Raw genomic sequence first — 22,774 nt, 5'->3', positions numbered from 1 at the left:
TTAACAAAAAAAAGTTGAAAAATTGTAAAAACAGTGTATAATTAAGAAGGAGATAAAAAGTAATTAATACTATATAAAGTATTAATATTTATATTATCCAACTTGTATATAGTAAAGGTGGTGAGACTTTGGCATTAGAAGCAATTAATGAGATAAAGGAAGCTGAGAAAAAGGCTGAAACAATAATTTTAGATGCTAAACAAAATGCAAAAGAAATTATTAGCAATGCGACTAAAGAAGCTGATATTAAATATGATCAAATAGTAAGTGAGGCTAAAATAAAAGCTGATAGCTTATTAAAAGCTGCTTTAGAAGAAGGAAATAGCAATGCAGAGCCTATCTTAAAGATGGGTGATAAAGAAATAGAGGCTATACGTAATATGTCTCAAGATTTAAAAGATAATGCTATTAATATAGTTGTTGAGAGGATAGTGAAGATTCATGGCAATAGTTAAGATGAACAAATTCACTTTGCTTACTTTTGAATCTAAAAAAGAAGAACTTCTTCGTAGGCTACAAGGTTTTGCAAATGTAGAGTTTATAAATTTACAGGATGAAAACTTGTTAGAGGCCAATGAGGAGTTACAATCTCTTAATAAGGATGAAGTAGATTCAAATATTGCAAAGTACGAAGAAGATTTATCAAAGGCTAAAACTACTCTAGACTTTTTAACTCACTATATACCTAAAAAGTCAGGATTAAAAGCATTAGAGGATGACAAGGAAAACTTAACTATTGATGAGTTAGAAAAAGCAGTTGAAAATATTAACTGGAATGAAATTTATGCTAAAGTTAAGGAAAAGGAAGATGAGCTTCATAGCATAGAAAGCAAGATTACTAAGCTAGAAGGTGAAATTGAAGTTTTAACTCCATGGCAAGCCTTAGATATTTCTTTTGAAGCTCTAAATGAGCTAAAGATGGTATCAACTTTCGTTGGAAGTATTTCAAAGCAATATGAAGAACAACTTAATGAAAGTTTAGATTATGAGTATGTTGAAATTATCTCAAGAGGTAATAACGATATAAACATAGTAGTTGTGGCTTTAAGTGAAAGACATGATGAAGTATTAAATATTTTAAGAGGATTTGGATTTAGTTCATTTAAATCAGAGTTTAATGAAATACCACAAGTGGTTATAACAAATCATGCTCATGAAATAGAAGAATTAAAGTCAAAAATATTCTTTGTAAAAGAAGAAGTAGCTTCATTTGAAGAAGACTACAAGAAAATGAAGTTAGTTTATGATTATCTTACAAACGTTGTTTTAAGATATAAGGCTTCAAATAATTTCTTAAGAACTACTAACACTGTTGCAATTCAAGGATGGTGTGAAGTAGAAAAGAATGAGATATTACAAAAGATATGTAAAGAAGTTCTAAATGATGATTACTATATATCATTTGAAGATGTAAGAGAGGATGAAGTTGAGGCAGTTCCAGTTAAATTAAGAAATGGATTACTTAATAAAACATTCGAATCTGTTACAGAAATGTATAGTTTACCAAAATATAATGAAGTCGATCCAACTCCATTACTAGTACCATTTTACTTAATATTCTTTGGAATGATGGTTGCTGACGTTGGATATGGATTAGTAATGTTAATTTCTGCGTTCTGCGCAATGAAATTCTTAAAATTAAATAAGAAAAATGAAGATTTTGCTAGATTCTTCTTATTCTTAAGTATACCAACAATCGCTATAGGATTAATTTATGGATCATTCTTTGGTGATGCAGTAAAAATACCTGGACTTATAAACCCAACTGAAGATGTTAATACTCTTTTAGTGGCTTCTATAGTATTTGGTGTTATCCAAATATTATTTGGTTTATGCGTAAAGGCATATACACTTATTAAATCAGGAAAACCAAAGGATGCATTTTATGATGTTGGTTCATGGTTAATAACATTAATATCAATTGGTGTATTAGCTGGTTGCATAATGTTAGGATGGCCATCAATAGTTAAATATATTGCAATAGCAGCAATGGTATTTGGTATGCTTGTAATAGTATTAACTGGTGGTAGAGCAGAAAAGACAAAAGGTGCTCAAATAGGTCAAGGATTATATGCTTTATATGGAATAACAGGTTATATTGGTGACTTAGTTTCATATACAAGACTTATGGCCTTAGGATTATCAGGTGGATGTATTGCAGGAGCGTTAAACTTATTAATGCAATCATTAACTGGTCCAGCAATAATATTATTACCATTTCTGTTCATAGCAGCTCATGTATTTAACCTATTATTAGGTTTATTAGGAGCATATGTTCATACAGCAAGATTACAATATGTAGAATATTTCTCAAAATTCTACGAAGGTGGAGGAAAAGCCTTTACTCCATTTAAAGCATCAGAAAAATATATGAATTTAAAGGAAAATTAGGAGGATTTTAAAAATGAATACATGGATACAATTTTTTATGGAAAATAACGGTGGTTTAATATTCGCAGCTTTAGGTGTTGCATTAGCAGTTGGTTTATCAGGGATAGGTTCAGCTAAAGGTGTTGGACTAGTTGGGGAAGCAGCTTCAGGATTAGTTACAGAAGAGCCAGAAAAGTTCGGTAAAGCGTTAGTATTAGAATTATTACCAGGTACTCAAGGTTTATACGGTTTCGTTGTTGGTTTCGTTGCTTACACTAAGATGTCTTCAGGAATGTCTTTAGAACAAGGTTTATACTTAATAGCTGCTTGTTTACCAATCGCTTTAGCAGGTTTATTCTCAGGTATTGCTCAAGGTAGAGTTGCTGCATCAGGTATTCAAATATTAGCTAAGAGACCAGAACACAACACTAAAGGAATCATTTTAGCTGCAATGGTTGAAACTTATGCATTATTAGGATTCGTTATATCATTCATGCTAGTAAGTATGGCAGTGTAATTTTACATGGCAATATAAAAATAGCGTCAATATAAGATTGGAGATATAAATTATGTCAAATGTAAAAAATATAACTTCTAAAATCCTTAAGGATGCAGAAGCTGGAAAGGAAAATATCTTAGCTACTGCTGCTGAAGAAAAAGATAAAATTATTTCTAAAAAAGTAAGCAGTGCCAATGAAATTGCTAAAGAAATTTTAGATAAGGCTGAAGTTGAAGCAAAATCTAAAAAAGAAAGAGTAATATCAAGTGCTAAATTAAAAGTTAGAAATAACAAATTAGCGGCTAAGCAAGAAATTATTGATGAAGTTTTTGAAAAAAGTATAGATAAATTAACAAGCTTATCTAAGGAAGAATTCTTAAACTTTGTAAAAAATACAATTTTATCAATGAACTTAAGCGGTAAGCAAACATTAATTTTAAATGAACAAGGATTAAAGATTGTAGATTCAGCTTTCATTGAAGAATTAAATAAGAAAGTAAATGCACAAATAACTTTAAGTGAAACTCCAGGTAAATTTAAAGGTGGTTTTATCTTAGAAAATAATGGCATAGAAATAAATAGCACTTATGAAGCTTTAGTAAGCTCATTAAGAGATGAGTTAGAGTTTGAAGTGGCAAAGGTGTTATTTAATTAAGGAGGGGTAGTATGGATGTAATGCAATTTACTCAAGCTCTTTCAAGAATTTGGGTATTGGAAACAAGACTCCTTGATAAGGCCAAAGTAGAAAGAATGTTAGAAGCTAATTCTGCTGATGAGGTTTTAAAAATACTTGGGGAAACTGAGTATGCAAATATAATGGGTAATGTTAAAAGAGCTGCTGATTATGAAGTAATTCTAAGCACTGAACTTAAAAGAGTTTATAAATTAGTTTATGAACTATGCCCAGTAAAAGAAATCGTAGATTTAATGAGCATTAAATATAAATACCATAATATTAAGGTTTTATTAAAAGGAAAGTTCTTAAATAAAGATTTTTCAAATATGCTAATAGATTTAGGAAAAGAAGATTTAAGTGATTTAAAGAGAAAAATCGATACAGATAATTTCAGAGACTTAAAAGGAAATGTTGAAAAGGCAGTTCTAGAAGTTATAGCTGATTTTGAAGTAAATAAGGATCCTCAAAAGATTGATATTATAGTAGATAGATATATGTTTAAAGAATTAGTTGAAATAAAGAAATCTTTAAATTATAAATTTACAGATAAACTTGTAAATGCAATTATCGATGCTACAAATATTAGAACTTTACTAAGAATTAAAAAGCAAGGTAAAGGAAGAGAATTTGCTTCAGAAGTATTAGTTAGCGGTGGATCTATAAGCAAAGATACATTAGTATCTATATTAAATGAAACACCAGAAAATATTATTTCAAAATTAAGCACAAGTGTATATTCTGATTTAATAAAAGATGGTGTTGAGGGATACATAGCTACAAATTCAGCAAATCTTTTAGAAAAATTAAGTGATAATTACATTATGGATCTTATGAAAACTGGTAAGCTAGTAACATTTGGACCTGAAAGAATTTTATCATACATTTATGCTAAAGAAACGGAAATTAAGATAATAAGAATTATTATGGTAGGTAAGCTTAATAATATTGCTGAGGAAGTAATAAGAGAAAGGCTGCGTGATATTTATGTATAAGAAAATTGGAGTAGTTGGTGATAAAGACTCAGTTTTAGCATTTAAAGCTATAGGAATAGATGTATTTCCGGTAGTAGAAGCTGATGAAGCTAGAATTGCTGTTGATAGAATGGCTATGAATGGATACGCAGTTATCTTTATAACAGAGCATGTTGCAGCAAAAATTGAAGAAACAATTGAGCGTTACAATAAGCAAATGCTTCCTGCTGTAATATTAATTCCAAGCAATCAAGGAACGTTAAACATAGGTTCAAAGAGAATAAGCGATAGCGTGGAAAAAGCTGTTGGTGTAAATATTTTATAGGAAGGCAGGTTAGAGAGTTGAAGACCGGAAAAATAATCAAGGTTGCAGGTCCTTTAGTTGTTGCTGAAGGAATGGACGAAGCAAATATTTATGATATGGTTAAGGTTGGAGAAAAAGGTCTTATCGGAGAAATCATTGAAATGAGAGGAGATAAGGCATCTATCCAAGTTTACGAAGAAACTACAGGAATAGGGCCAGGGGACCCAGTTGTTACAACAGGAGAACCTTTAAGTATCGAACTTGGGCCAGGACTTATAGAGTCAATGTTCGATGGAATACAAAGACCACTAGATGCATTTGAAAAAGTAGCTCAATCACCATTCTTAACAAAAGGTGTATCAGTTACTTCATTAAATAGAGAAAGAGTTTGGACTTTTAATCCTACAGTTAAAGTTGGAGATAAAGTTGAAGCTGGTGATGTAATCGGAACAGTTCAAGAAACAGCTGTTGTATTACACAAAATAATGGTTCCATATGGAATTGAAGGTACTGTTAAAGAAATTAAATCAGGAGACTTTACAGTTGTAGATACAGTTTGTGTTGTTGAAACTGCTAAAGGAGATAGAGAAGTTCAACTTATGCAAAAATGGCCTGCTAGAAAAGGTAGACCTTATGCACAAAAATTAAAGCCAGAAGCTCCTATGACTACAGGTCAAAGAGTTATCGATACATTCTTCCCAGTAGCTAAGGGTGGAGCTGCTGCTGTACCAGGTCCTTTCGGAGCAGGTAAAACAGTTGTTCAACACCAAATTGCAAAATGGGGAGATTCTGAAATAGTTGTTTACGTTGGATGCGGTGAACGTGGTAACGAAATGACAGACGTTCTTAACGAATTCCCAGAACTTAAGGACCCTAAAACTGGTGAATCATTAATGAAGAGAACAGTACTTATAGCTAATACTTCAAACATGCCAGTTGCTGCCAGAGAAGCTTGTATATACACAGGTATCACAATTGCTGAATACTTCAGAGATATGGGATACTCAGTATCAATTATGGCTGACTCTACATCAAGATGGGCTGAAGCATTAAGAGAAATGTCTGGTAGACTTGAAGAAATGCCAGGGGATGAAGGATATCCAGCATACCTAGGTTCAAGACTTTCAGATTACTATGAAAGAGCTGGTAAAGTTATTTGTTTAGGTAAAGATGGAAGACAAGGTGCTGTTACAGCAATCGGTGCGGTATCGCCTCCAGGGGGAGACCTTTCAGAGCCTGTTACTCAATCAACTTTAAGAATAGTTAAAGTTTTCTGGGGATTAGATGCACAACTTGCATATAAGAGACACTTCCCAGCTATAAACTGGATTAATTCATATTCATTATATGCTGATACTGTAGATGGATATTTAAATAAAACTGTAGCTGAGGATTGGTCTGAATTAAGACAAGAAGCGATGACATTATTACAAGAAGAATCATCACTTCAAGAAATCGTAAGCTTAGTTGGTATTGATGCATTATCAGAAAAAGATAGATTAAAATTAGAAGTTTCTAAGTCTATAAGAGAAGACTATTTACAACAAAATGGTTTCCATGAAATAGACACTTATACTTCATTAGATAAACAATATAAAATGTTAAAGCTTGTATTATTATTCAGAAAAGAAGCTGAAAGAGCTTTAGATGCAGGAGTTTACTTAGATAAAATCTTAGAATTAGAAGTAAGAGATAGAATTGCAAGAAGTAAATATATCCATGAAGATGATATAGCTAAGATGGATGATATAGCAGCTGAATTAAGAGCTAACATTGATACTTTAATCAACGAAGGAGGAGTTCTTAATGCTTAAGGAATATAGAACAGTTACAGAAGTTGTTGGTCCTTTAATGGTTGTTGAAGGAGTTAGCGGTGTTAAATATGATGAACTAGTTGAAGTTGAATTACAAACTGGTGAATTAAGAAGAGGTAAAGTTCTAGAAGTTAATGGAACAAAAGCAATGGTTCAATTATTTGAAGGATCATCAGGAATTAACTTAAAAGGAACTAAGGCTAAATTTTTAGGAAAGCCACTTCAACTTGGTGTATCAGAAGATATGCTAGGTAGAGTATTTGATGGTATGGGTCATCCAATTGATAATGGACCAAAGATAATACCAGAAAAGCAATTAGATATAAATGGGGAAGCAATTAACCCAGTATCAAGAAACTACCCATCAGAGTTTATACAAACAGGTATATCTGCAATTGATGGATTAAATACACTTGTTAGAGGACAAAAGTTACCTGTTTTCTCTGCTTCAGGTTTACCACATGCTCAATTAGCTGCACAAATTGCAAGACAAGCGACTGTTTTAAATTCAGATGCTAGCTTTGCTGTTGTATTTGCTGCTATAGGTATAACATTCGAAGAATCTCAATTCTTCGTTGATGAATTTAAGAAGACTGGTGCTATAGATAATGCTGTATTATTTATGAACCTTGCTTCTGACCCAGCTATCGAAAGAATAGCTACACCAAGAATGGCATTAACTGCTGCTGAATTCTTAGCATACGAAAAAGATATGCACGTTCTTGTTATTATGACTGATATTACTAACTATGCTGAAGCATTAAGAGAAGTATCAGCTGCTAGAAAGGAAGTTCCAGGTAGAAGAGGTTACCCAGGATACCTATATACCGACCTTTCTACATTATATGAAAGAGCAGGTAGAATTAATGGAAGAGGTGGTTCAATCACTCAAATTCCAATATTAACAATGCCTGAAGAAGATAAAACTCACCCAATTCCAGACTTAACTGGATATATTACAGAAGGACAAATAATACTTTCAAGAGAATTATACAAGAAAGGGATTATGCCTCCGATAGATGTATTACCATCACTTTCAAGACTTAAAGATAAGGGAATTGGTAAAGGTAAGACTAGAGAAGACCATGCTGATACAATGAACCAATTATTCTCAGCTTATGCACAAGGTAAGCAAGCTAAAGAATTATCAGCTATCTTAGGTGAATCTGCATTATCAGAAACTGATAAGAAATTTGCTAAATTTGCAGAAGCATTTGAAGAACAATATGTTTCTCAAGGTTTTGAAACTAATAGATCAATAGAAGAAACTTTAAATATAGGTTGGAAATTACTTAAGATTCTTCCTAAGACAGAACTTAAGAGAATCAGAGATGAATATCTTGAAAAGTATATGCCAAAGGGAGATGAAGAGTAGAATATGGCAAAGTTAAATGTCAATCCTACTAGAATGGAGCTATCTAAGCTGAAAAAGAGATTAACTACTGCAGCAAGAGGACATAAGCTTCTTAAAAATAAACAAGATGAATTAATGAGACAATTCATTAATCTTGTTAAATATAATAATGAATTAAGAAAGTCAGTAGAAGCTGAACTAGAAGGTTCATTTAAAGATTTCGTTATGGCAAGTGCTGTAATGAGTTCTGAATTTTTAGAAGAAGCAGTTGCTTATCCGAAAGATAGTGTATCTGTTGAAGTAGGAACAAAAAACATAATGAGTGTTAATGTTCCACAAATGAAATTCCACAGACAATTACAAGATAGTGAAGGAAGCATTTACCCATATGGATTTGCTAATACATCTTCTGAATTAGATGATGCTATAGGAAAGCTAGAATCAATACTTCCAAAGCTGCTTGAACTAGCTGAAGTTGAAAAATCAACACAGTTAATGGCTGATGAAATTGAAAAGACAAGAAGAAGAGTTAATGCCCTTGAATATATGACAATTCCTCAGTTAGAAGAAACAATTAAGTTTATTAGAATGAAGCTTGATGAAAATGAAAGAGGAGCTTTAACTAGATTAATGAAGGTTAAAGATATCATTAACGCAAGAGCAGAATAGATCTTTACATTATCACAAAAGGGAGTTGCTTTATTGCAACTCCCTTAAATTTTTTCTTTAATATATTTAAAATTATATGTTTGATAATGAAGTAAATTAATAGTATAATGCTAATAGAATACATAATATTGCATATTATGATAAATTTTAAGGAGAATCTTAATGAAATATTTACTAGCGACAATAATAGCTTTTTCTACAGTATTTATTTTGACACCAATACTTATGAAATTAGCTTTTAAATATAATTTTACTGATAAACCGACTAAGAGAAAGAAACATAAGGGTGAAACTCCACTTTGTGGTGGAATTGCTATGTTTGTTGGATTCTTTTTAGCATATTTTATTGTTTTTCATAATTATAGTTTTGATGAAAAATATGGAATATTTATAGGTGCACTATTAATATTAATAATAGGAGTAGTAGATGATTATTATAAGAGTATAGGTAAAGAATTTGCTATTACCCCTAGGTTAATAGTACAACTTTTAGCTGCAGTAATTGTATTTAAATCTGGAATTTCCTTTCAAGGGTTTAAAAATCCATTTACAGATGAGTACATAACGTTATCACCTATAGTTCAATTTGTACTTACTATAACATGGATTTTTGGGGTTACTACGGTAATAAATTGGTCAGATGGAATGGATGGTTTAGCAGGAGGCTTATCTTTTATTTCAGCAATGACTTTTGCAGCAAGTGCTATAATATTAGGGCAACCGCCATCATTGTTATTTTCACTTATAACAGCAGGTGTAGTATTAGCATTTTTGTTTTATAATAGATATCCAGCAAAAGTATTTATGGGTGATTCAGGAGCTAATTTTTTAGGATTTATTTTAAGTATAATAGCTTTAGATGGAGCATTTAAAGGTGCAACTATATTGAGTTTGATGATACCAATATTAGCTTTAGCTGTTCCAATATTCGATAATATATTTGTTATATTTAAGAGATTTTCAGAAGGAAAACCTATATATCAAGCTGATAGAAGTCAAATTCATTATAGACTTCAGGAAAAAGGGTTAAATACTACGCAAATAGTAACTTTTATAAGTATAATTAGTTTAACATGTAGTGTTATTTCTATATTGTTGTTATTAATAAAATTTTAAATTTAAAATAGCTATTTACAAAATAGGAAGATTTTTGTATAATGTAATAAAGTCTTATCAAGAGTGGTGGAGGGACTGGCCCGTTGAAACCCGGCAACCTGTTGCAAGTGACAAGTGATAAGTGACAAATGGCAAGTTAATATTAATAACTTGTCATATGTCACTTGAAACTTGTCACTGTTCGAACGTGGTGCTAATTCCACAGCTTTAAGCTGATAGATAAGGGTATTTTTATAGGCAGAGTTATTTTTTTACCTAAGGGAAATATCCTTTAGGTTTTTTTGTTTTATAAGAAAGAATAAGTGATATAAAAAAGAATAAAAATTTATTAGGGAGTTTTAGTTATTAGTATAAAGTTATTGTAATAATCTAAAAATTATTAACAAAAACTACTAATTAATTTAAGGGGGCATTTTTATGAAAATTAATGAATTATTTAATACTAAGGAGCTTGTATTTTCTTTTGAGATATTTCCACCAAAGGTTACATCACCAATTAGTACTGTTTATAATACTTTAGAAGAATTAAAGGATTTAAAACCGGATTTTATTAGTGTAACTTATGGGGCTGGTGGTAGTTTAACTGATAATAGAACAACTGAACTCTCCTCACTTGTAAAAGAGAAATATGGAGTGGAATCAGTAGCTCATTTAACATGTATATCATCTACTAAAGAAGAAATAGATATAATCTTAGATGATTTAAAAATGAAAGGTGTAGAAAATATATTAGCTTTAAGAGGAGATATTCCTGTTGGACAAGATCCTAAGGGAGAATTTAATTATGCATATGAGCTTATATCTCATATAAAAAATAGAGGAGACTTTAATATATTGGGAGCATGTTATCCAGAGGGACATGTTAAAGGGAGAGATTTTAAAGAAGATATGCTACATTTGAAGTTAAAGGAAGAAATGGGAGCTACTCAATTTATTTCTCAATTATTTTTTGACAATAGTTATTTTTATAATATGTTAGAGCAAAAAGAAAAATTGGGAATTAAATCACCAATTCAAGCTGGAATTATGCCAGTAGTAAATAAGAATCAAATAGAAAGAATAGCATCTTTATGTGGAGCTCATATTCCAGAGAAGTTTATTAAAATAATGAATAGATATGAACATGATAAAGATGCCTTGAGAGAAGCAGGTATTGCATATGCCGTTGAGCAAATAGTAGATTTGGTTTCTAGTGGAGTAGATGGAATTCATTTATATACAATGAATAATCAATATGTAGCAAGAAGAATACATGAAAATATAAATACGATAATAAATTCAATTAATAATAAAAAAGTTATATAAGCTTAGGAGGATAAAAATGAATAAAGTAGAAAGTTTTGAATTAGATCATAGAAAGGTTAAAGCACCATATATAAGAAAATGTTGTTTATTAAATGGTCCACAAGGAGATTCTGTAACAAAGTTTGATATTAGATTTTTACAACCTAATAAAGAAGCCTTTGGAACTGCTGCAATGCATGGATTAGAGCATTTATTGGCATATGAACTTAGAAATAACCTAGAAGGTATAATTGACTTATCACCAATGGGTTGCAGAACAGGTTTTTACTTAAGTATTTTTGGAGATAGAGAAGCTAGCGAAATAAAAGTTGCAATAGAAAATGCATTAAAAGAAGTTTTAAAAGCTACAGAAATACCAGCAGCTAATGATATACAATGTGGAAATTATAGAGATTTATCACTTTTTGGTGCTAAAGAATATGCTAAAGAAGCGTTAGATAGAGGCTTTTCTTTAAATATCTATGGTGAGTAGTTAGAGTGTTATTAAGTGTATAAAATTTAATATAACATTTATAGCAAGGTATGTGTTTTTATTACATAACCTTGCTTTGTTTTTGGAAATAATTTTAAATAAAATTTAATAAAATTTTAATGGAAAATATCAATATTTAAAATAAAATATGATATTATCTTAATGATATGGTAAAATGTCTAAAATTGTACTATAATATATTTATATGTATTTTTAGGGGGATAAGTATGAATATATTATTGGTTGAGGATGAAAAAATTCAACGTGAAGCATTAGCATCTATAATTAAATCAAACTTTGTTGATGTTAGGATATATGAAGCTGCGTCTAAAAAAGAAGCATTAAAAATAATTAATGAAAAAGACGTACATTTATTTTTTATTGATATTCACTTGAAGGATTCATCAGGATTAGAGCTTGCAAAAAAAATAAGACAACATGAAAATCATTCTTTAACTGGAATAGTATTTGTAACAGGTGAACTTATACATATTATCGAAGCATTTAAAAGTATTCATTGTTATGATTTTATTGTAAAACCATATAAGGAAAAGGATATCATAAATATTGTTAATGTTTTTTTTAATTCAACACCATTGAAGAGTATTAAAGAAGGAAAGTATTCATTTATAGATATTGATTCTAATATATCTATAAAATTATATCATAATGATATTATTTATATTGAGTATATTGATAAATCCTGTAATATTCACACTGTGAGTGGTGTATACAATGTAAAGAGGACATCTTTAGTCAAGCTTTTAAAAAGCTTAAATGATGATGAAATAATCCAAACACATAGGTCATTTGCTGTTAATATAAAATATATAACAGAAATTGAAAAAACTTATGAAAAGGTATGGAGTATTAAAATGAGAGGTTCTGAGAATATGGTTTTACTGAGTTACACATATAGACAAGCATTTCTAAGGAGGATTGAATAATGGATGTGCCAAGTATAGTTATATCATTAATTGAAATACTAACTCTTCTATTAATATATAATATTATAATAAGAGATGATATATTTTTTAAAATCAAACTTAAAACAATAATTGCAATTATAACTACTGTTTTTTATGTTCTTTTAGTTAAAGTATATAATGTGGATCAACTGATAATATTAGTTGGTGTATTATTTTTAAATGCAATTATAGTTAGTAAGTTAGAAAAAAAGGATACATTATTGACTTTCATAGAATTAGTAGTAAGTTTTTTAATAGTTACAGTTTTTGAGCTAATTACAATGTTTATTGTTCATTTAATAATGGGAGATACTGATATAGAGCCATTGACATATTGTATATTAATTGCAATTACAATGGGTATTTTAATTTTTTTATTAAATAAGAATGGATTAAATAGAAAAATTAGATTATCAGAGTTTTTTTCGAAATATAAAAGTATAAATATAATAGTATTGAACTTATTTGTATTTTTCTTATTTATAAAAGTTTTACTAACTAATGAATTAATGGAAACTAATATAGTTATTCCAATAGCTATATTAACATTAATATTAGTTGGAGTAAATTGTTACTTTTATGTTTTTTTATATAATATTCTAAATGAAAAGAAGAAAAATGAAATAAAAACTTCCTTTAATCCGTTAATAAATGATTTAATGGGAAAGCTTAGAGCAAATGAACATGAATATAAAAATCATTTAAATACTATTTGGAGTATTGTACAAATTTCTAAGCCAGAAGAAGTAAGAGATAAAGTTAAAGAATACATAGGCAATTTAGTGGAGAATAATGAAGGATTTTCTAAATTGCTTGATGTAGAAAATACAATAGTTAAAGCTGTGCTTTATAACAAAGCTCAAAGAGCTGAAAAGTTAGGAATTACTTATAAGTATAGAGTTACAAGTAATTTAAAAAATATTTCTTTAGATAATTCAGAATTGACAGTAATATTAAGCAATTTATTAAATAATGCAATAGAAGCTACTAGTATGATAAAAAATAAGGAAATGGAAGTAGATATTAGTGAAGATGAAAAATATTATATAATAAGTGTTATAAATTATACTGAAAATATGAAGAATGAAAATTTATATAATATATTTAAAATGGGTTATACAACTAAAGGAGAAGGAAGAGGATATGGATTATATAATATAAAAGAAATTGTAGAGAAACATAAAGGCAAAATAAAAATTTCACTAGAAAATGAAATTATCAATTTAACAATAAAATTTTTAAAGTAGAAAAGGTTTATAACATATCATAATAAAATGAGGATTCCAAGTTGAATTCTCATTTTTACATAGTTTGAAGTTTAGTTTTAATTTATATATTTAGTAAGAAAACTTGAATTTAATATTAATGATAAATTTAGAGTAGTTTATATTTATAAAATAAATTTATTAAGCTATAATTACTTATATAATATATGAAAGTTAGAAAAGTAAAAAAAAGAAGAGGAATCAACGTAAAATATAAAAAATTACGAGATACCTCAAAATAAGTGTAGATAATAAAAATTTATTCTTCAATTTTTTTTAATGGTTCTTGTGGTTCACCCAAGAAGAATAAACTTTGTGGAATTCTTGCAAGTTGAGAAGTAAACTCTGTAGCTACAACCATTAAAGCAGCTAAATTAAATAGTAATTTTTTTTTCATTTTTATAAGCCTCCTTAAAAAAATCTATAATTATATATAAAATAATTAATAAACCACATTTAACATAGTAGTTAGATAAGAATAGTGTTGAAATAACAAACCAAATAATAAGAACGATTGTAACAATATCCTTAAATTTAAAATTTTTATAATGAGTATTAACAGTTTTTCTTTTTGGATTAACTGGATTAAAAACTCTAACAATTATGATAGATAATATTATAATTATTAGATGGATAAAAACGTTAACTTTAGGAAGAATATATGCCAAGTAATATATTGCTATAAATAATATATTACTTTGAATCATACAACCTATATAAGTTTTAGCATGACTTCCGCCTATTAGAGGTCTAATTAAAATTAGTAAAGTTATTAATAGAATAAATGCTAAAAATTTATTTAATAATAATGAAACGAAGAGCATTATTATTAATTTAAAAAACTCTCCATATAGCACTTCTAATCCATATCTAATATTATCTATTTCGTATATATCAGTTTTTCCTGTAGTATTCACTATAAAGTCTAATTGTTTTTTTATAAATGGATTACTCAAAAGTATACCTCCTTAAGTATTACGTAATAATTATAATATAAATTACACTTAAATTCTATTAAAACCATAAATTTCATTAAATTTAGTATAAAAAGAAGTGAAAATGAAGATTAAAGAAAAAAAAGTATAAATTTTTCTTAATATGCACATCATTATCCTAATAATTAATAAAAAGTAAAAATAATACTTTTAGAAAATGTCAAAACATGATAAAATATGTAGGAAAATGGGGGTGGTACCAATATTGACTTTTATTGAGTTCACAAGTGCATTAATGTTATATCACATAATTCTTATTGATAATGATATTAATATAAAAAAAAGTATAATTAGATCAATATTAGGTGGATTAATAGCAACACCAATATTCATAATGGTTAATGGAAATGGAATAACTGCATTTATTTTAATTTTTATATTATTACTTATTGTTTTAAGTAAAGTTTATAATAAGAATATCATTGTTAATATAGTTGGATTAATTATATCACTTATGATAATAATTGTTATTGAACTTGCAGTTATGGTTATGTCAATTCTAATATTTGGACATAATGATTTACCATATTGGTCATATTTTATAATTCTTTTAGTATCAATGAGTTCTATTATATATTATAGTTATAGAATTATGAGATTTAGAGAAATTAATTTAGAAAATTTTATAGAAAGATATAATTCAGTTTTTCTAATTTCTATTAATTTAATTATTATATTTTTACTTTTTAAAGTGTTATATCAAAACAAATTTATAGAAGATTTAGAAATAATGGAAATTGGAGCATTGTTTTTGACTATGATAATTATAAATACATTTTACTTTGTAAGTCTTTATAGGAACGATAAAGAAAATAAAAAATCAGAGTTAAAACAGAGCATTAATCCATTAATACAAGAGCTTCTTGATGAAATGAAGGCAAGTGAGCATGAATATAAAAATCATTTAAACATATTATATTGTATGATACAAGTTTGTAAAGAGGACGAGCTAAGAGATAGAGCGAAAAAGTACATAGGAAATGTTTTTGAAAATAAAAATTTATTAAGTAATTTATCTTATATAGAGAATACTATTCTAAAGGGTGTTTTATTAAGTAAAATAAATCAAGCAGAAAAGAATGAGATAATATGTAAGTACGAAATAGATAGTCAATTAGAAGGAATAGCATTAGATGATAGTGAGCTTACTGTAGTATTAAGCAATTTATTAAATAATGCAATTGAATCAGCAAGCAAAAGTGAAAAGAAATACATAGATATTTTTACAACATATCAAAATGGAAGATATATAATAGAGGTTAGTAATAGTGTTAGTAATCTTACAGAAGAGATGATTCCAAGTATATCTAAGGTGAGATTTTCAACCAAAGGAACGGGTAGAGGTTATGGACTTTATAATATAAATAAAATAGTTAATAAATATAAAGGTAATATTAACATGTCTATGAAAGAAGATATGTTTAATGTAAGTATAGAGATATAAAAAGTAGTATTTTAATACTACTTTTTATTTTTTAGATTTTTATTTACTTTTTCTAAATAATTATGTTCATTTATAATACCGTTTTCAAAGGTTTCAACGGCATTTTTTGTAAAGTTACCAATTTTGGCTAAATCTACTGGAGTCTTTACATTAATATTATTACTCATAAAAGTTACCATCCTTTAAATAAAATTTGATTAAAAAAATAAAGCTGATATTTAGTTTTTTAAAAGTTATATTATAGTGTGTCTATTTAACTATTATAAAAATAAATATTATCAATTATATTTTTCCGTAAAATAAAAAAACTATTACATATATAAAAGGATTAAATTGACATATGTGGATGCAAAGTGTAGAATTAATATAATTTATGAACAAAGTTTGTTAAAGCAAAGTAAGGGGGAATCGAAAATGAAAGCAATTTTAACAGTAATAGGCAAGGATAAAGTGGGAATTATAGCAGGAGTAAGTAGTGAACTTCAAAAATTGAATATTAATATTTTAGATGTTAATCAAACTATAATGGGCGAATTTTTTACAATGATAATGATGTTAGATTTAAAATTAAGCAATAATAATTTTGAAGAAATTAAAAAGACTTTAGAAATAAAAGGAAAAGAGTTAGGTGTTGAAGTTAAGATTCAAAGAGAAGAAATATTTAACTCTATGTATACTGTATAAAATATTTAAGTCTTTAATGGAGGAAAATTATGAATGCAAATAATATATTAGAAACAATAAAAATGATAGAAGAGGAAAAGCTAGATATTAGAACTATAACTATGGGAATTTCTCTTTTAGATTGTATAGATAGTGATGGAGATAAGGCAAGAGAAAAAATATATAATAAAATAACAACTTATGCTAAGGATTTAGTTAAGGTTGGAAATGAAATAGCCAATGAATTTGGTGTACCAATAGTGAATAAAAGAGTTTCAGTTACACCTATTTCAATAATTGCAGGGGCAACAAATGAAACTAATTACGTAAAGTTTGCAGAAACATTAGATAAAGCAGCACATGAATTAGGAATAGATTTTATAGGTGGTTTTTCAGCTTTAGTACATAAGGGCTACACCAAGGGAGATAGAATTCTTATTAATTCCATACCAGAGGCTTTAGCTAAAACTAGTAAAGTTTGTTCTTCTGTAAATGTTGGATCTACTAGATGTGGAATTAATATGGATGCGGTAAAAGAAATGGGACAAGTTATTAAAAAGACTGCTGAATTAACAGCAGATAAAAAGGGATTTGGATGTGCAAAACTCGTTGTATTTGCTAATGCTGTTGAAGATAATCCATTTATGGCAGGAGCTTTTCATGGAGTTGGAGAAGCTGATAGAGTTATAAATGTTGGAGTTAGTGGACCTGGAGTAGTACAAAGAGCTATAGAAAAGGTTAAAGGAGAGAGTTTTGATGTAGTTGCTGAAACTATTAAGAAGACGGCTTTTAAAATTACTAGAATAGGTCAATTAGTTGCACATGAAGCAGCAAAAAGGTTAGATACACCTTTTGGAATTGTAGATTTATCATTAGCACCTACTCCGGCAGTTGGAGATTCAGTTGCTCATATATTAGAAGCTATGGGACTTGAGGTTGTTGGAACACATGGTACAACTGCAGCTTTAGCACTTTTAAATGATGCAGTAAAAAAAGGTGGAGTAATGGCTTGTAGTCATGTAGGTGGATTAAGTGGAGCTTTTATTCCAGTTTCAGAAGATGCTGGTATGATAGATGCTGTATTAAATGGTTCATTAAATTTAGAAAAGCTTGAAGCTATGACAGCTATTTGTTCAGTTGGATTAGATATGATAGCAGTACCAGGTGATACAACAGCAGAAACTTTATCTGCTATGATTGCAGATGAAAGTGCAATTGGGGTTATTAATAATAAAACTACAGCAGTTAGAATTATTCCGGCTCCAGGATGCAAAGTAGGAGATTTAGTTGAATTTGGAGGTTTATTAGGTACTGCACCTGTAATGCCTATAAATAAATATTCATCATTTGATTTTATTCAACGTGGAGGTAGAATACCAGCACCGATTCATTCATTTAAAAATTAGATAAAATAATATGTATATAGGGACACTTAGCCAATATTTAAAAAGTAATAAATAATGGTTAATGAGTCCCTATTTTATTAGATAAAATTTGATATTTGTGATATTAAGGCTAAAAATATATAATAAAATTTGGGAATTCAAAATAAAAATGTTTAATTAAGGTAATACTATAAATAATTATAACTGTACAAATTGCTTACAGTAGATTATTATTAAATGTTATATAAAAAAATACAAAAATAAGATTGGTCGTGATGAAAAATAATGAGTGGAAATTTAGCTTTAGAAAAAGAAATTCTTGAGCAAAAGCGTAAAGATATATTAAGTGAAGTTGAAGAAAAAAGAAAATACCAAGCAGAAATAGCTAAAAAGTTAAGAATATTAACTAAGGAAGCTAAAGGGAGTTATGATCAAGAAAAAGAAAATACAGAAAAAATATATAATTTATTAAAAAAAGAGATAGAAAATTATGAGGAAGCATTAAAGAACCCTTATTTTGGAAGAGTTGATTTTAATGAGAAACTTGGTATTGAAGAAAAGATTTATATAGGTAAAAAGGGTATAACATCTACAGTAGATGGTGAAGAAATCGTGGTAGATTGGAGAGCACCAGTAGCAGATCTTTATTATAGTGGAACTGGAGGAGATACTTATTATAAGGCTCCTATGGGGGTAGTTGAAGGTGAGTTAAATTTAAAAAGAAAATTTTTATTTAATGATGATAATTTAGATAAAATTTTTGATGAAAGTACAAATGAAATTATTATTAATGGAGAAGAAGGATCAGAGCTTGTTGATGAGTTTTTAAAAATAAATCTAGAAGAAAGTAGAGGGAAAAAACTTAAAGAAGTAGTTGCAACTATACAAAAGGAACAAAATGATATTATAAGATGGCCTAAGAATCTTCCAATAATAGTTCAGGGCTCTGCAGGCTCAGGAAAAACTACAATTGCATTACATAGGCTAGCATATCTTTTGTATAGATATAGAGAATCGATGGAAGGAAAAGATATATTAGTATTAGCACCAAATAAGTTATTTCTAGATTACATTTCTGATATTTTACCTACTTTAGGATCAAATGATGTAAAACAAACAACATTTCAAGAACTTGTGATGAAAACTCTTAAGTTAAAAGGCAAAATAAAAACTAAAGATGATAAGCTTAAGGAACTTATAGAAATAGAGGATCAGAGAGAAAAACAATTTATTGTAAATGTCTCAAAGTTTAAAGGAAATTTAATATTTAAGACTATAATAGATAGGTATATAGCTTTATTGGAAAGTAGTTCTTTAGAAATAGATAATATTTTAATGTCAGGTTATGTTTTATTTTCAAAAAGAGAAATAATGAGGTTGTATCTAAAGGATTTACAAAGTTATCCTATAAACAAACGAAAAGATGAAATTAAGAGATATTTATCATTAAAGTTAAAGGAAAGAATCGAAAGTCTTATTATTCAAATTGATAGAGAATGGGATATAAAAATTAAAGAAGTAAAAAGAGAGTTAGATGATGGTGAAGTAAGAAGACATAAATTAATAGATATATATAATGAAAGAGATAACCTTAAAGAATATATTAGACATGATGCAAAAAAAGTAATGAATGAATATTTTAAAAACTGGAGGGGGATAACCTGCAGCGATATTTATATTAACTTATTTAAAGATGATCAAGTTTTTGAAATTGCAACTGGAAATAGAATCCCAGAAGAATTAGCTGAATATATGAAGGCAGAAGCAATATTAAATCATGAAAAAGGTATAATAGATGAGGATGACTTACCAGTACTTCTGTATATATATATGTTATTAGAAGGAATTGATGAAAAATCAAAGTACAAACATATAGTAGTGGATGAGGCACAAGATTATAGTCCATTTCAAATTTATTTGATTAATAATTTATCTATTGGAAATTCTTTAACGTTAGTTGGAGACTTAGCACAAGGTATTTATCATTACAAGGGAATTAGAACTTGGGAAGATATTACTGATGGTGTATTTGAGGGTAAGGCAACTTTCATAACATTAAGTCAAAGTTATCGTTCAACTGTTGAAATAATTGAATTTGCAAATTCAGCATTAAATGCTCAAGGTTTGGGTTTAAAAAGTGCGAAACCAGTATTAAGACATGGAGAAAAACCAGAATTAATTAAATCAGTTTCAAGAAGAGAGTCTGTAAGAATGATTGAAGAAATTGTAAAGAGGCTTAATTCTAAAGGGAAACATAGTATTGCAATAATAACTAAAACTTATAGTGAAGGTAAGATTTTAGAAAAGGAATTAAAAAAACATACTGATTTAGAATTCACTTTAATTAAAGGAAATGAAAAGGAAAGTCCTAAAACAGATATAATAATAATACCTGCTTATTTAACAAAAGGTTTAGAGTTTGATGGAACTATAATATATAATCCAACAGAAAAAAATTATCCAGATAATATATTAAATCAAAGATTACTTTATGTAGCATTAACTAGAGCACTTCATAGTGAGTATATAATTGCAGAAGAAAAACTTTCTAAGAATATAAAATTTGAAATATCTTAGATATAAAATTATTAATTGATAGAATCTATTAAGTTAAAAAATATAAAAATTAAAATCAAGTAAGTTAATAAGGGGTGTAAATACTATTATTAACTTACTTGATTATTTATAAAATATATATATAAAATTAATTTGAAAGATTATCCTTAGTTAAGTTAGAATAATTTTAGTGAATTTGAAAAAAATATATGATTTAGGATGAAAAATAGGAGGATGGGAATGAGTTATATATTTTTAATAGTAGGTTTTTTTCTATTAATTAAAGGAGCAGATATTTTTGTTAGCGGTGCATCTAATATTTCAAAAAAATTAGGAATACCTTCTGTTATAGTTGGTTTAACAATAGTATCATTAGGTACAAGTGCGCCAGAGCTTGCAGTAAGTGCTATTTCTTCACTTGAAGGAAGTAATGAGATAGCAGTAGGAAATGTATTAGGTTCAAATCTTTTTAATACGTTGATGGTACTTGGAGTTACTACTATAATAATGGCATTAACAATTAAGAAATCTGAGGTTAAAAGAGATTTTAGTATAAATATATTAGTAACTTTATTGCTTCTACTTTTGACTTTTACTAATTTGTTAGATGGAAGAGATAATTACATATCAAGACTTGATGGGATTGTATTATTAATAGGTTGTATTTCATATATAACTTATTTAATATTATCTGTAAAGAAAGGTAAAGCATCAAGTGAAAGTGTACAAGAAGAGCTAGCTTTAGAATCAACTAATGAAATAAGTGTTTTCAAGAGCATATTCAAATTAGTTATAGGTGTTGTAGGAATTGTTATTGGGGGTCAAATTGTTGTAGATTCAGCAACTTCTATTGCAACTTCATTAGGAATGAGTGAAAAGCTTGTAGGGCTTACAATAGTAGCAATAGGAACATCATTACCTGAACTTGTAACATCTGTAGTTGCAGCCATTAAAGGTGAAGAGGATATTGCCCTTGGAAATATATTAGGTTCAAATATATTTAATATTTTATTAATTATAGGATTATCATCAGCTATAAGCCCCATAGCTGTATCAAGTAATTTAATATTTGATTTTGTGTTTTTAATTGTAGTAACTTTAATAATTGGTATTATGATACTTGTAAACAAAAGTGATGAAAAGCGTTTTGATAAAAAAGAAGGAATTATTTTAGTAGTACTTTATGCAATTTATATGATTTATATAATAATTAGGAATTAAAATATATTCCATCAATTAATATAAAAATAAGAAACTATCACATATTAATTGTGGTAGTTTCTTTGCTTTAAATAAGATAAAAAGTTAAGAAGAATTTTAGCTGTAATTCCCCAAATAACATACTCATTATAAATATAAAAAGGAACTTCGTAAGAGCCAGTAGAAAATTTATAATTATGCTTTTTAGGAATTAAATCATAAGGAAAATTGTCATCGGGAGTAATATTAACCTTATTAATAAAAGTATTTACATTAGTATTTAATAAAAAATCCAATGGAACAAAAAATACTTTTTCAACTTCTTCAACATTAATTTTCATAGTGTTAATATCTTCAATGAAAACTAAATAAGGATGGATAATTGTATTAAAAGGAGAAACAAAAATGTCTAATGGAGATATAATTTTAATTTTATCTTCACATATTCCTATTTCTTCACAAGTTTCCCTTATAGCAGTATTAAGAGGGTTTTCATCATTTTCTATTTTCCCTCCAGGAAAACAAACTTCATTTGGTTGAGTACGTAAGGTTTTAGCTCTAACTTCAAATAAAATATGCAAGGAGTTATTATAATTTACAAGTGGAATAGTAACAGAAGCTCTTTTAAATTTTTCCCACCCATTAATATAAGGAGTATAGTTTGAAAAAATATTATTTATATTATCAATCATAAAATCACATAATTATTGATATTCTTAAAAAAATTACATTATACATAATCTTAAAA

The 22,774-nt window shown here is 27.9% G+C and carries 23 protein-coding genes and 1 riboswitch; of the genes, 19 read left to right on the top strand and 4 right to left on the bottom strand.

The annotated features are described in order from the left end of the window. The first annotated feature begins 128 nt into the window (after positions 1–128). From EJJ37_RS16070 to EJJ37_RS16005, 14 genes are all read left to right on the top strand, one after another. Positions 129–455 (top strand): ATPase, encoded by a 327-nt coding sequence (locus EJJ37_RS16070; protein WP_133016502.1) that lies wholly within the window; start codon positions 129–131, stop codon positions 453–455. Beyond that, positions 442–2,391, top strand: coding sequence for a V-type ATP synthase subunit I (locus EJJ37_RS16065; protein ID WP_133016501.1), 1,950 nt, complete (start codon positions 442–444; stop codon positions 2,389–2,391). The genes EJJ37_RS16070 and EJJ37_RS16065 overlap by 14 nt, the downstream gene beginning before the upstream one ends. Before the next feature lie 13 nt (positions 2,392–2,404). Then, the gene (locus EJJ37_RS16060) at positions 2,405–2,887 is read left to right on the top strand and encodes a V-type ATP synthase subunit K (RefSeq protein WP_133016500.1); all 483 of its coding nucleotides are present in this window, start codon (positions 2,405–2,407) and stop codon (positions 2,885–2,887) included. A gap of 52 nt (positions 2,888–2,939) precedes the next feature. Further along, complete coding sequence (locus tag EJJ37_RS16055; protein ID WP_133016499.1) at positions 2,940–3,524, top strand: V-type ATP synthase subunit E; 585 nt, start codon at positions 2,940–2,942, stop codon at positions 3,522–3,524. An 11-nt stretch (positions 3,525–3,535) separates the two neighbouring features. Next, positions 3,536–4,537, top strand: a complete 1,002-nt coding sequence (locus EJJ37_RS16050) for a V-type ATP synthase subunit C (protein WP_133016498.1) — start codon at positions 3,536–3,538, stop codon at positions 4,535–4,537. Next, positions 4,530–4,841 (top strand): V-type ATP synthase subunit F, encoded by a 312-nt coding sequence (locus EJJ37_RS16045; protein WP_133016497.1) that lies wholly within the window; start codon positions 4,530–4,532, stop codon positions 4,839–4,841. Before EJJ37_RS16050 ends, EJJ37_RS16045 begins: the two co-directional genes overlap by 8 nt. 17 nt (positions 4,842–4,858) lie before the next feature. Then, the gene (locus EJJ37_RS16040) at positions 4,859–6,634 is read left to right on the top strand and encodes a V-type ATP synthase subunit A (RefSeq protein ID WP_133016496.1); all 1,776 of its coding nucleotides are present in this window, start codon (positions 4,859–4,861) and stop codon (positions 6,632–6,634) included. Next, entirely contained in the window at positions 6,627–8,009 is a 1,383-nt protein-coding gene (locus EJJ37_RS16035; RefSeq protein ID WP_133016495.1) for a V-type ATP synthase subunit B, read from the top strand. Before EJJ37_RS16040 ends, EJJ37_RS16035 begins: the two co-directional genes overlap by 8 nt. 3 nt (positions 8,010–8,012) lie before the next feature. Further along, complete coding sequence (locus EJJ37_RS16030; RefSeq protein ID WP_133016494.1) at positions 8,013–8,657, top strand: V-type ATP synthase subunit D; 645 nt, start codon at positions 8,013–8,015, stop codon at positions 8,655–8,657. Between the two features lie 162 nt (positions 8,658–8,819). Next, positions 8,820–9,773, top strand: coding sequence for an MraY family glycosyltransferase (locus EJJ37_RS16025; RefSeq protein WP_133016493.1), 954 nt, complete (start codon positions 8,820–8,822; stop codon positions 9,771–9,773). 51 nt (positions 9,774–9,824) lie between these two features. Continuing rightward, positions 9,825–9,999, top strand: a riboswitch (SAM riboswitch). A 191-nt stretch (positions 10,000–10,190) separates the two neighbouring features. Further along, positions 10,191–11,078, top strand: a complete 888-nt coding sequence (gene metF, locus EJJ37_RS16020) for a methylenetetrahydrofolate reductase [NAD(P)H] (RefSeq protein WP_133016492.1) — start codon at positions 10,191–10,193, stop codon at positions 11,076–11,078. Between the two features lie 16 nt (positions 11,079–11,094). Beyond that, positions 11,095–11,550: an S-ribosylhomocysteine lyase gene (locus tag EJJ37_RS16015; RefSeq protein ID WP_133016491.1), complete on the top strand. Its 456-nt coding sequence runs from the start codon at positions 11,095–11,097 to the stop codon at positions 11,548–11,550. A gap of 227 nt (positions 11,551–11,777) precedes the next feature. Next, positions 11,778–12,497, top strand: coding sequence for a LytR/AlgR family response regulator transcription factor (locus EJJ37_RS16010; RefSeq protein WP_166484814.1), 720 nt, complete (start codon positions 11,778–11,780; stop codon positions 12,495–12,497). Then, on the top strand, positions 12,497–13,765 hold the full coding sequence (locus EJJ37_RS16005; RefSeq protein ID WP_133016489.1) for a sensor histidine kinase: 1,269 nt from the start codon (positions 12,497–12,499) through the stop codon (positions 13,763–13,765). The genes EJJ37_RS16010 and EJJ37_RS16005 overlap by 1 nt, the downstream gene beginning before the upstream one ends. A 277-nt stretch (positions 13,766–14,042) precedes the next feature. Here EJJ37_RS16005 and EJJ37_RS20415 read toward each other — a convergent pair whose 3' ends face one another. Next, on the bottom strand, positions 14,043–14,180 hold the full coding sequence (locus tag EJJ37_RS20415) for a hypothetical protein (protein WP_166484813.1): 138 nt from the start codon (positions 14,178–14,180) through the stop codon (positions 14,043–14,045). Further along, entirely contained in the window at positions 14,158–14,739 is a 582-nt protein-coding gene (locus EJJ37_RS16000) for an accessory gene regulator B family protein (protein WP_166484812.1), read from the bottom strand. Before EJJ37_RS16000 ends, EJJ37_RS20415 begins: the two co-directional genes overlap by 23 nt. A gap of 244 nt (positions 14,740–14,983) precedes the next feature. Between EJJ37_RS16000 and EJJ37_RS15995 the strand changes: the two genes are divergently transcribed. After that, positions 14,984–16,222 carry a sensor histidine kinase gene (locus EJJ37_RS15995; protein WP_166484811.1) on the top strand — a complete coding sequence of 413 codons (1,239 nt, stop codon included), beginning with the start codon at positions 14,984–14,986 and terminating at the stop codon, positions 16,220–16,222. Between the two features lie 17 nt (positions 16,223–16,239). On the opposite strand, the gene EJJ37_RS20410 is transcribed toward EJJ37_RS15995, so the two are convergent. Beyond that, on the bottom strand, positions 16,240–16,389 hold the full coding sequence (locus tag EJJ37_RS20410; RefSeq protein ID WP_166484810.1) for a hypothetical protein: 150 nt from the start codon (positions 16,387–16,389) through the stop codon (positions 16,240–16,242). Between the two features lie 247 nt (positions 16,390–16,636). On the opposite strand from EJJ37_RS20410, the gene EJJ37_RS15990 reads away from it, so the two are divergent. From EJJ37_RS15990 to EJJ37_RS15975, 4 genes are all read left to right on the top strand, one after another. Next, positions 16,637–16,906: an ACT domain-containing protein gene (locus tag EJJ37_RS15990; RefSeq protein WP_133016486.1), complete on the top strand. Its 270-nt coding sequence runs from the start codon at positions 16,637–16,639 to the stop codon at positions 16,904–16,906. Between the two features lie 29 nt (positions 16,907–16,935). Continuing rightward, a complete protein-coding gene (locus tag EJJ37_RS15985; protein WP_133016485.1) occupies positions 16,936–18,291 on the top strand; it encodes a PFL family protein in 1,356 nt (451 codons plus the stop codon). Between the two features lie 264 nt (positions 18,292–18,555). Continuing rightward, positions 18,556–20,847, top strand: coding sequence for an RNA polymerase recycling motor HelD (gene helD / locus EJJ37_RS15980; protein WP_133016484.1), 2,292 nt, complete (start codon positions 18,556–18,558; stop codon positions 20,845–20,847). 219 nt (positions 20,848–21,066) lie between these two features. Then, the gene (locus EJJ37_RS15975; RefSeq protein WP_133016483.1) at positions 21,067–22,047 is read left to right on the top strand and encodes a calcium/sodium antiporter; all 981 of its coding nucleotides are present in this window, start codon (positions 21,067–21,069) and stop codon (positions 22,045–22,047) included. Between the two features lie 44 nt (positions 22,048–22,091). Here EJJ37_RS15975 and EJJ37_RS15970 read toward each other — a convergent pair whose 3' ends face one another. Further along, a complete protein-coding gene (locus EJJ37_RS15970; protein WP_133016482.1) occupies positions 22,092–22,718 on the bottom strand; it encodes an NUDIX hydrolase in 627 nt (208 codons plus the stop codon). Positions 22,719–22,774 lie beyond the last annotated feature (56 nt).

This window comes from Clostridium cuniculi (assembly GCF_004353185.1).
GTDB lineage: Bacteria > Bacillota > Clostridia > Clostridiales > Clostridiaceae > Clostridium > Clostridium cuniculi.
This window is presented reverse-complemented; position numbering and strand designations above follow the sequence as displayed.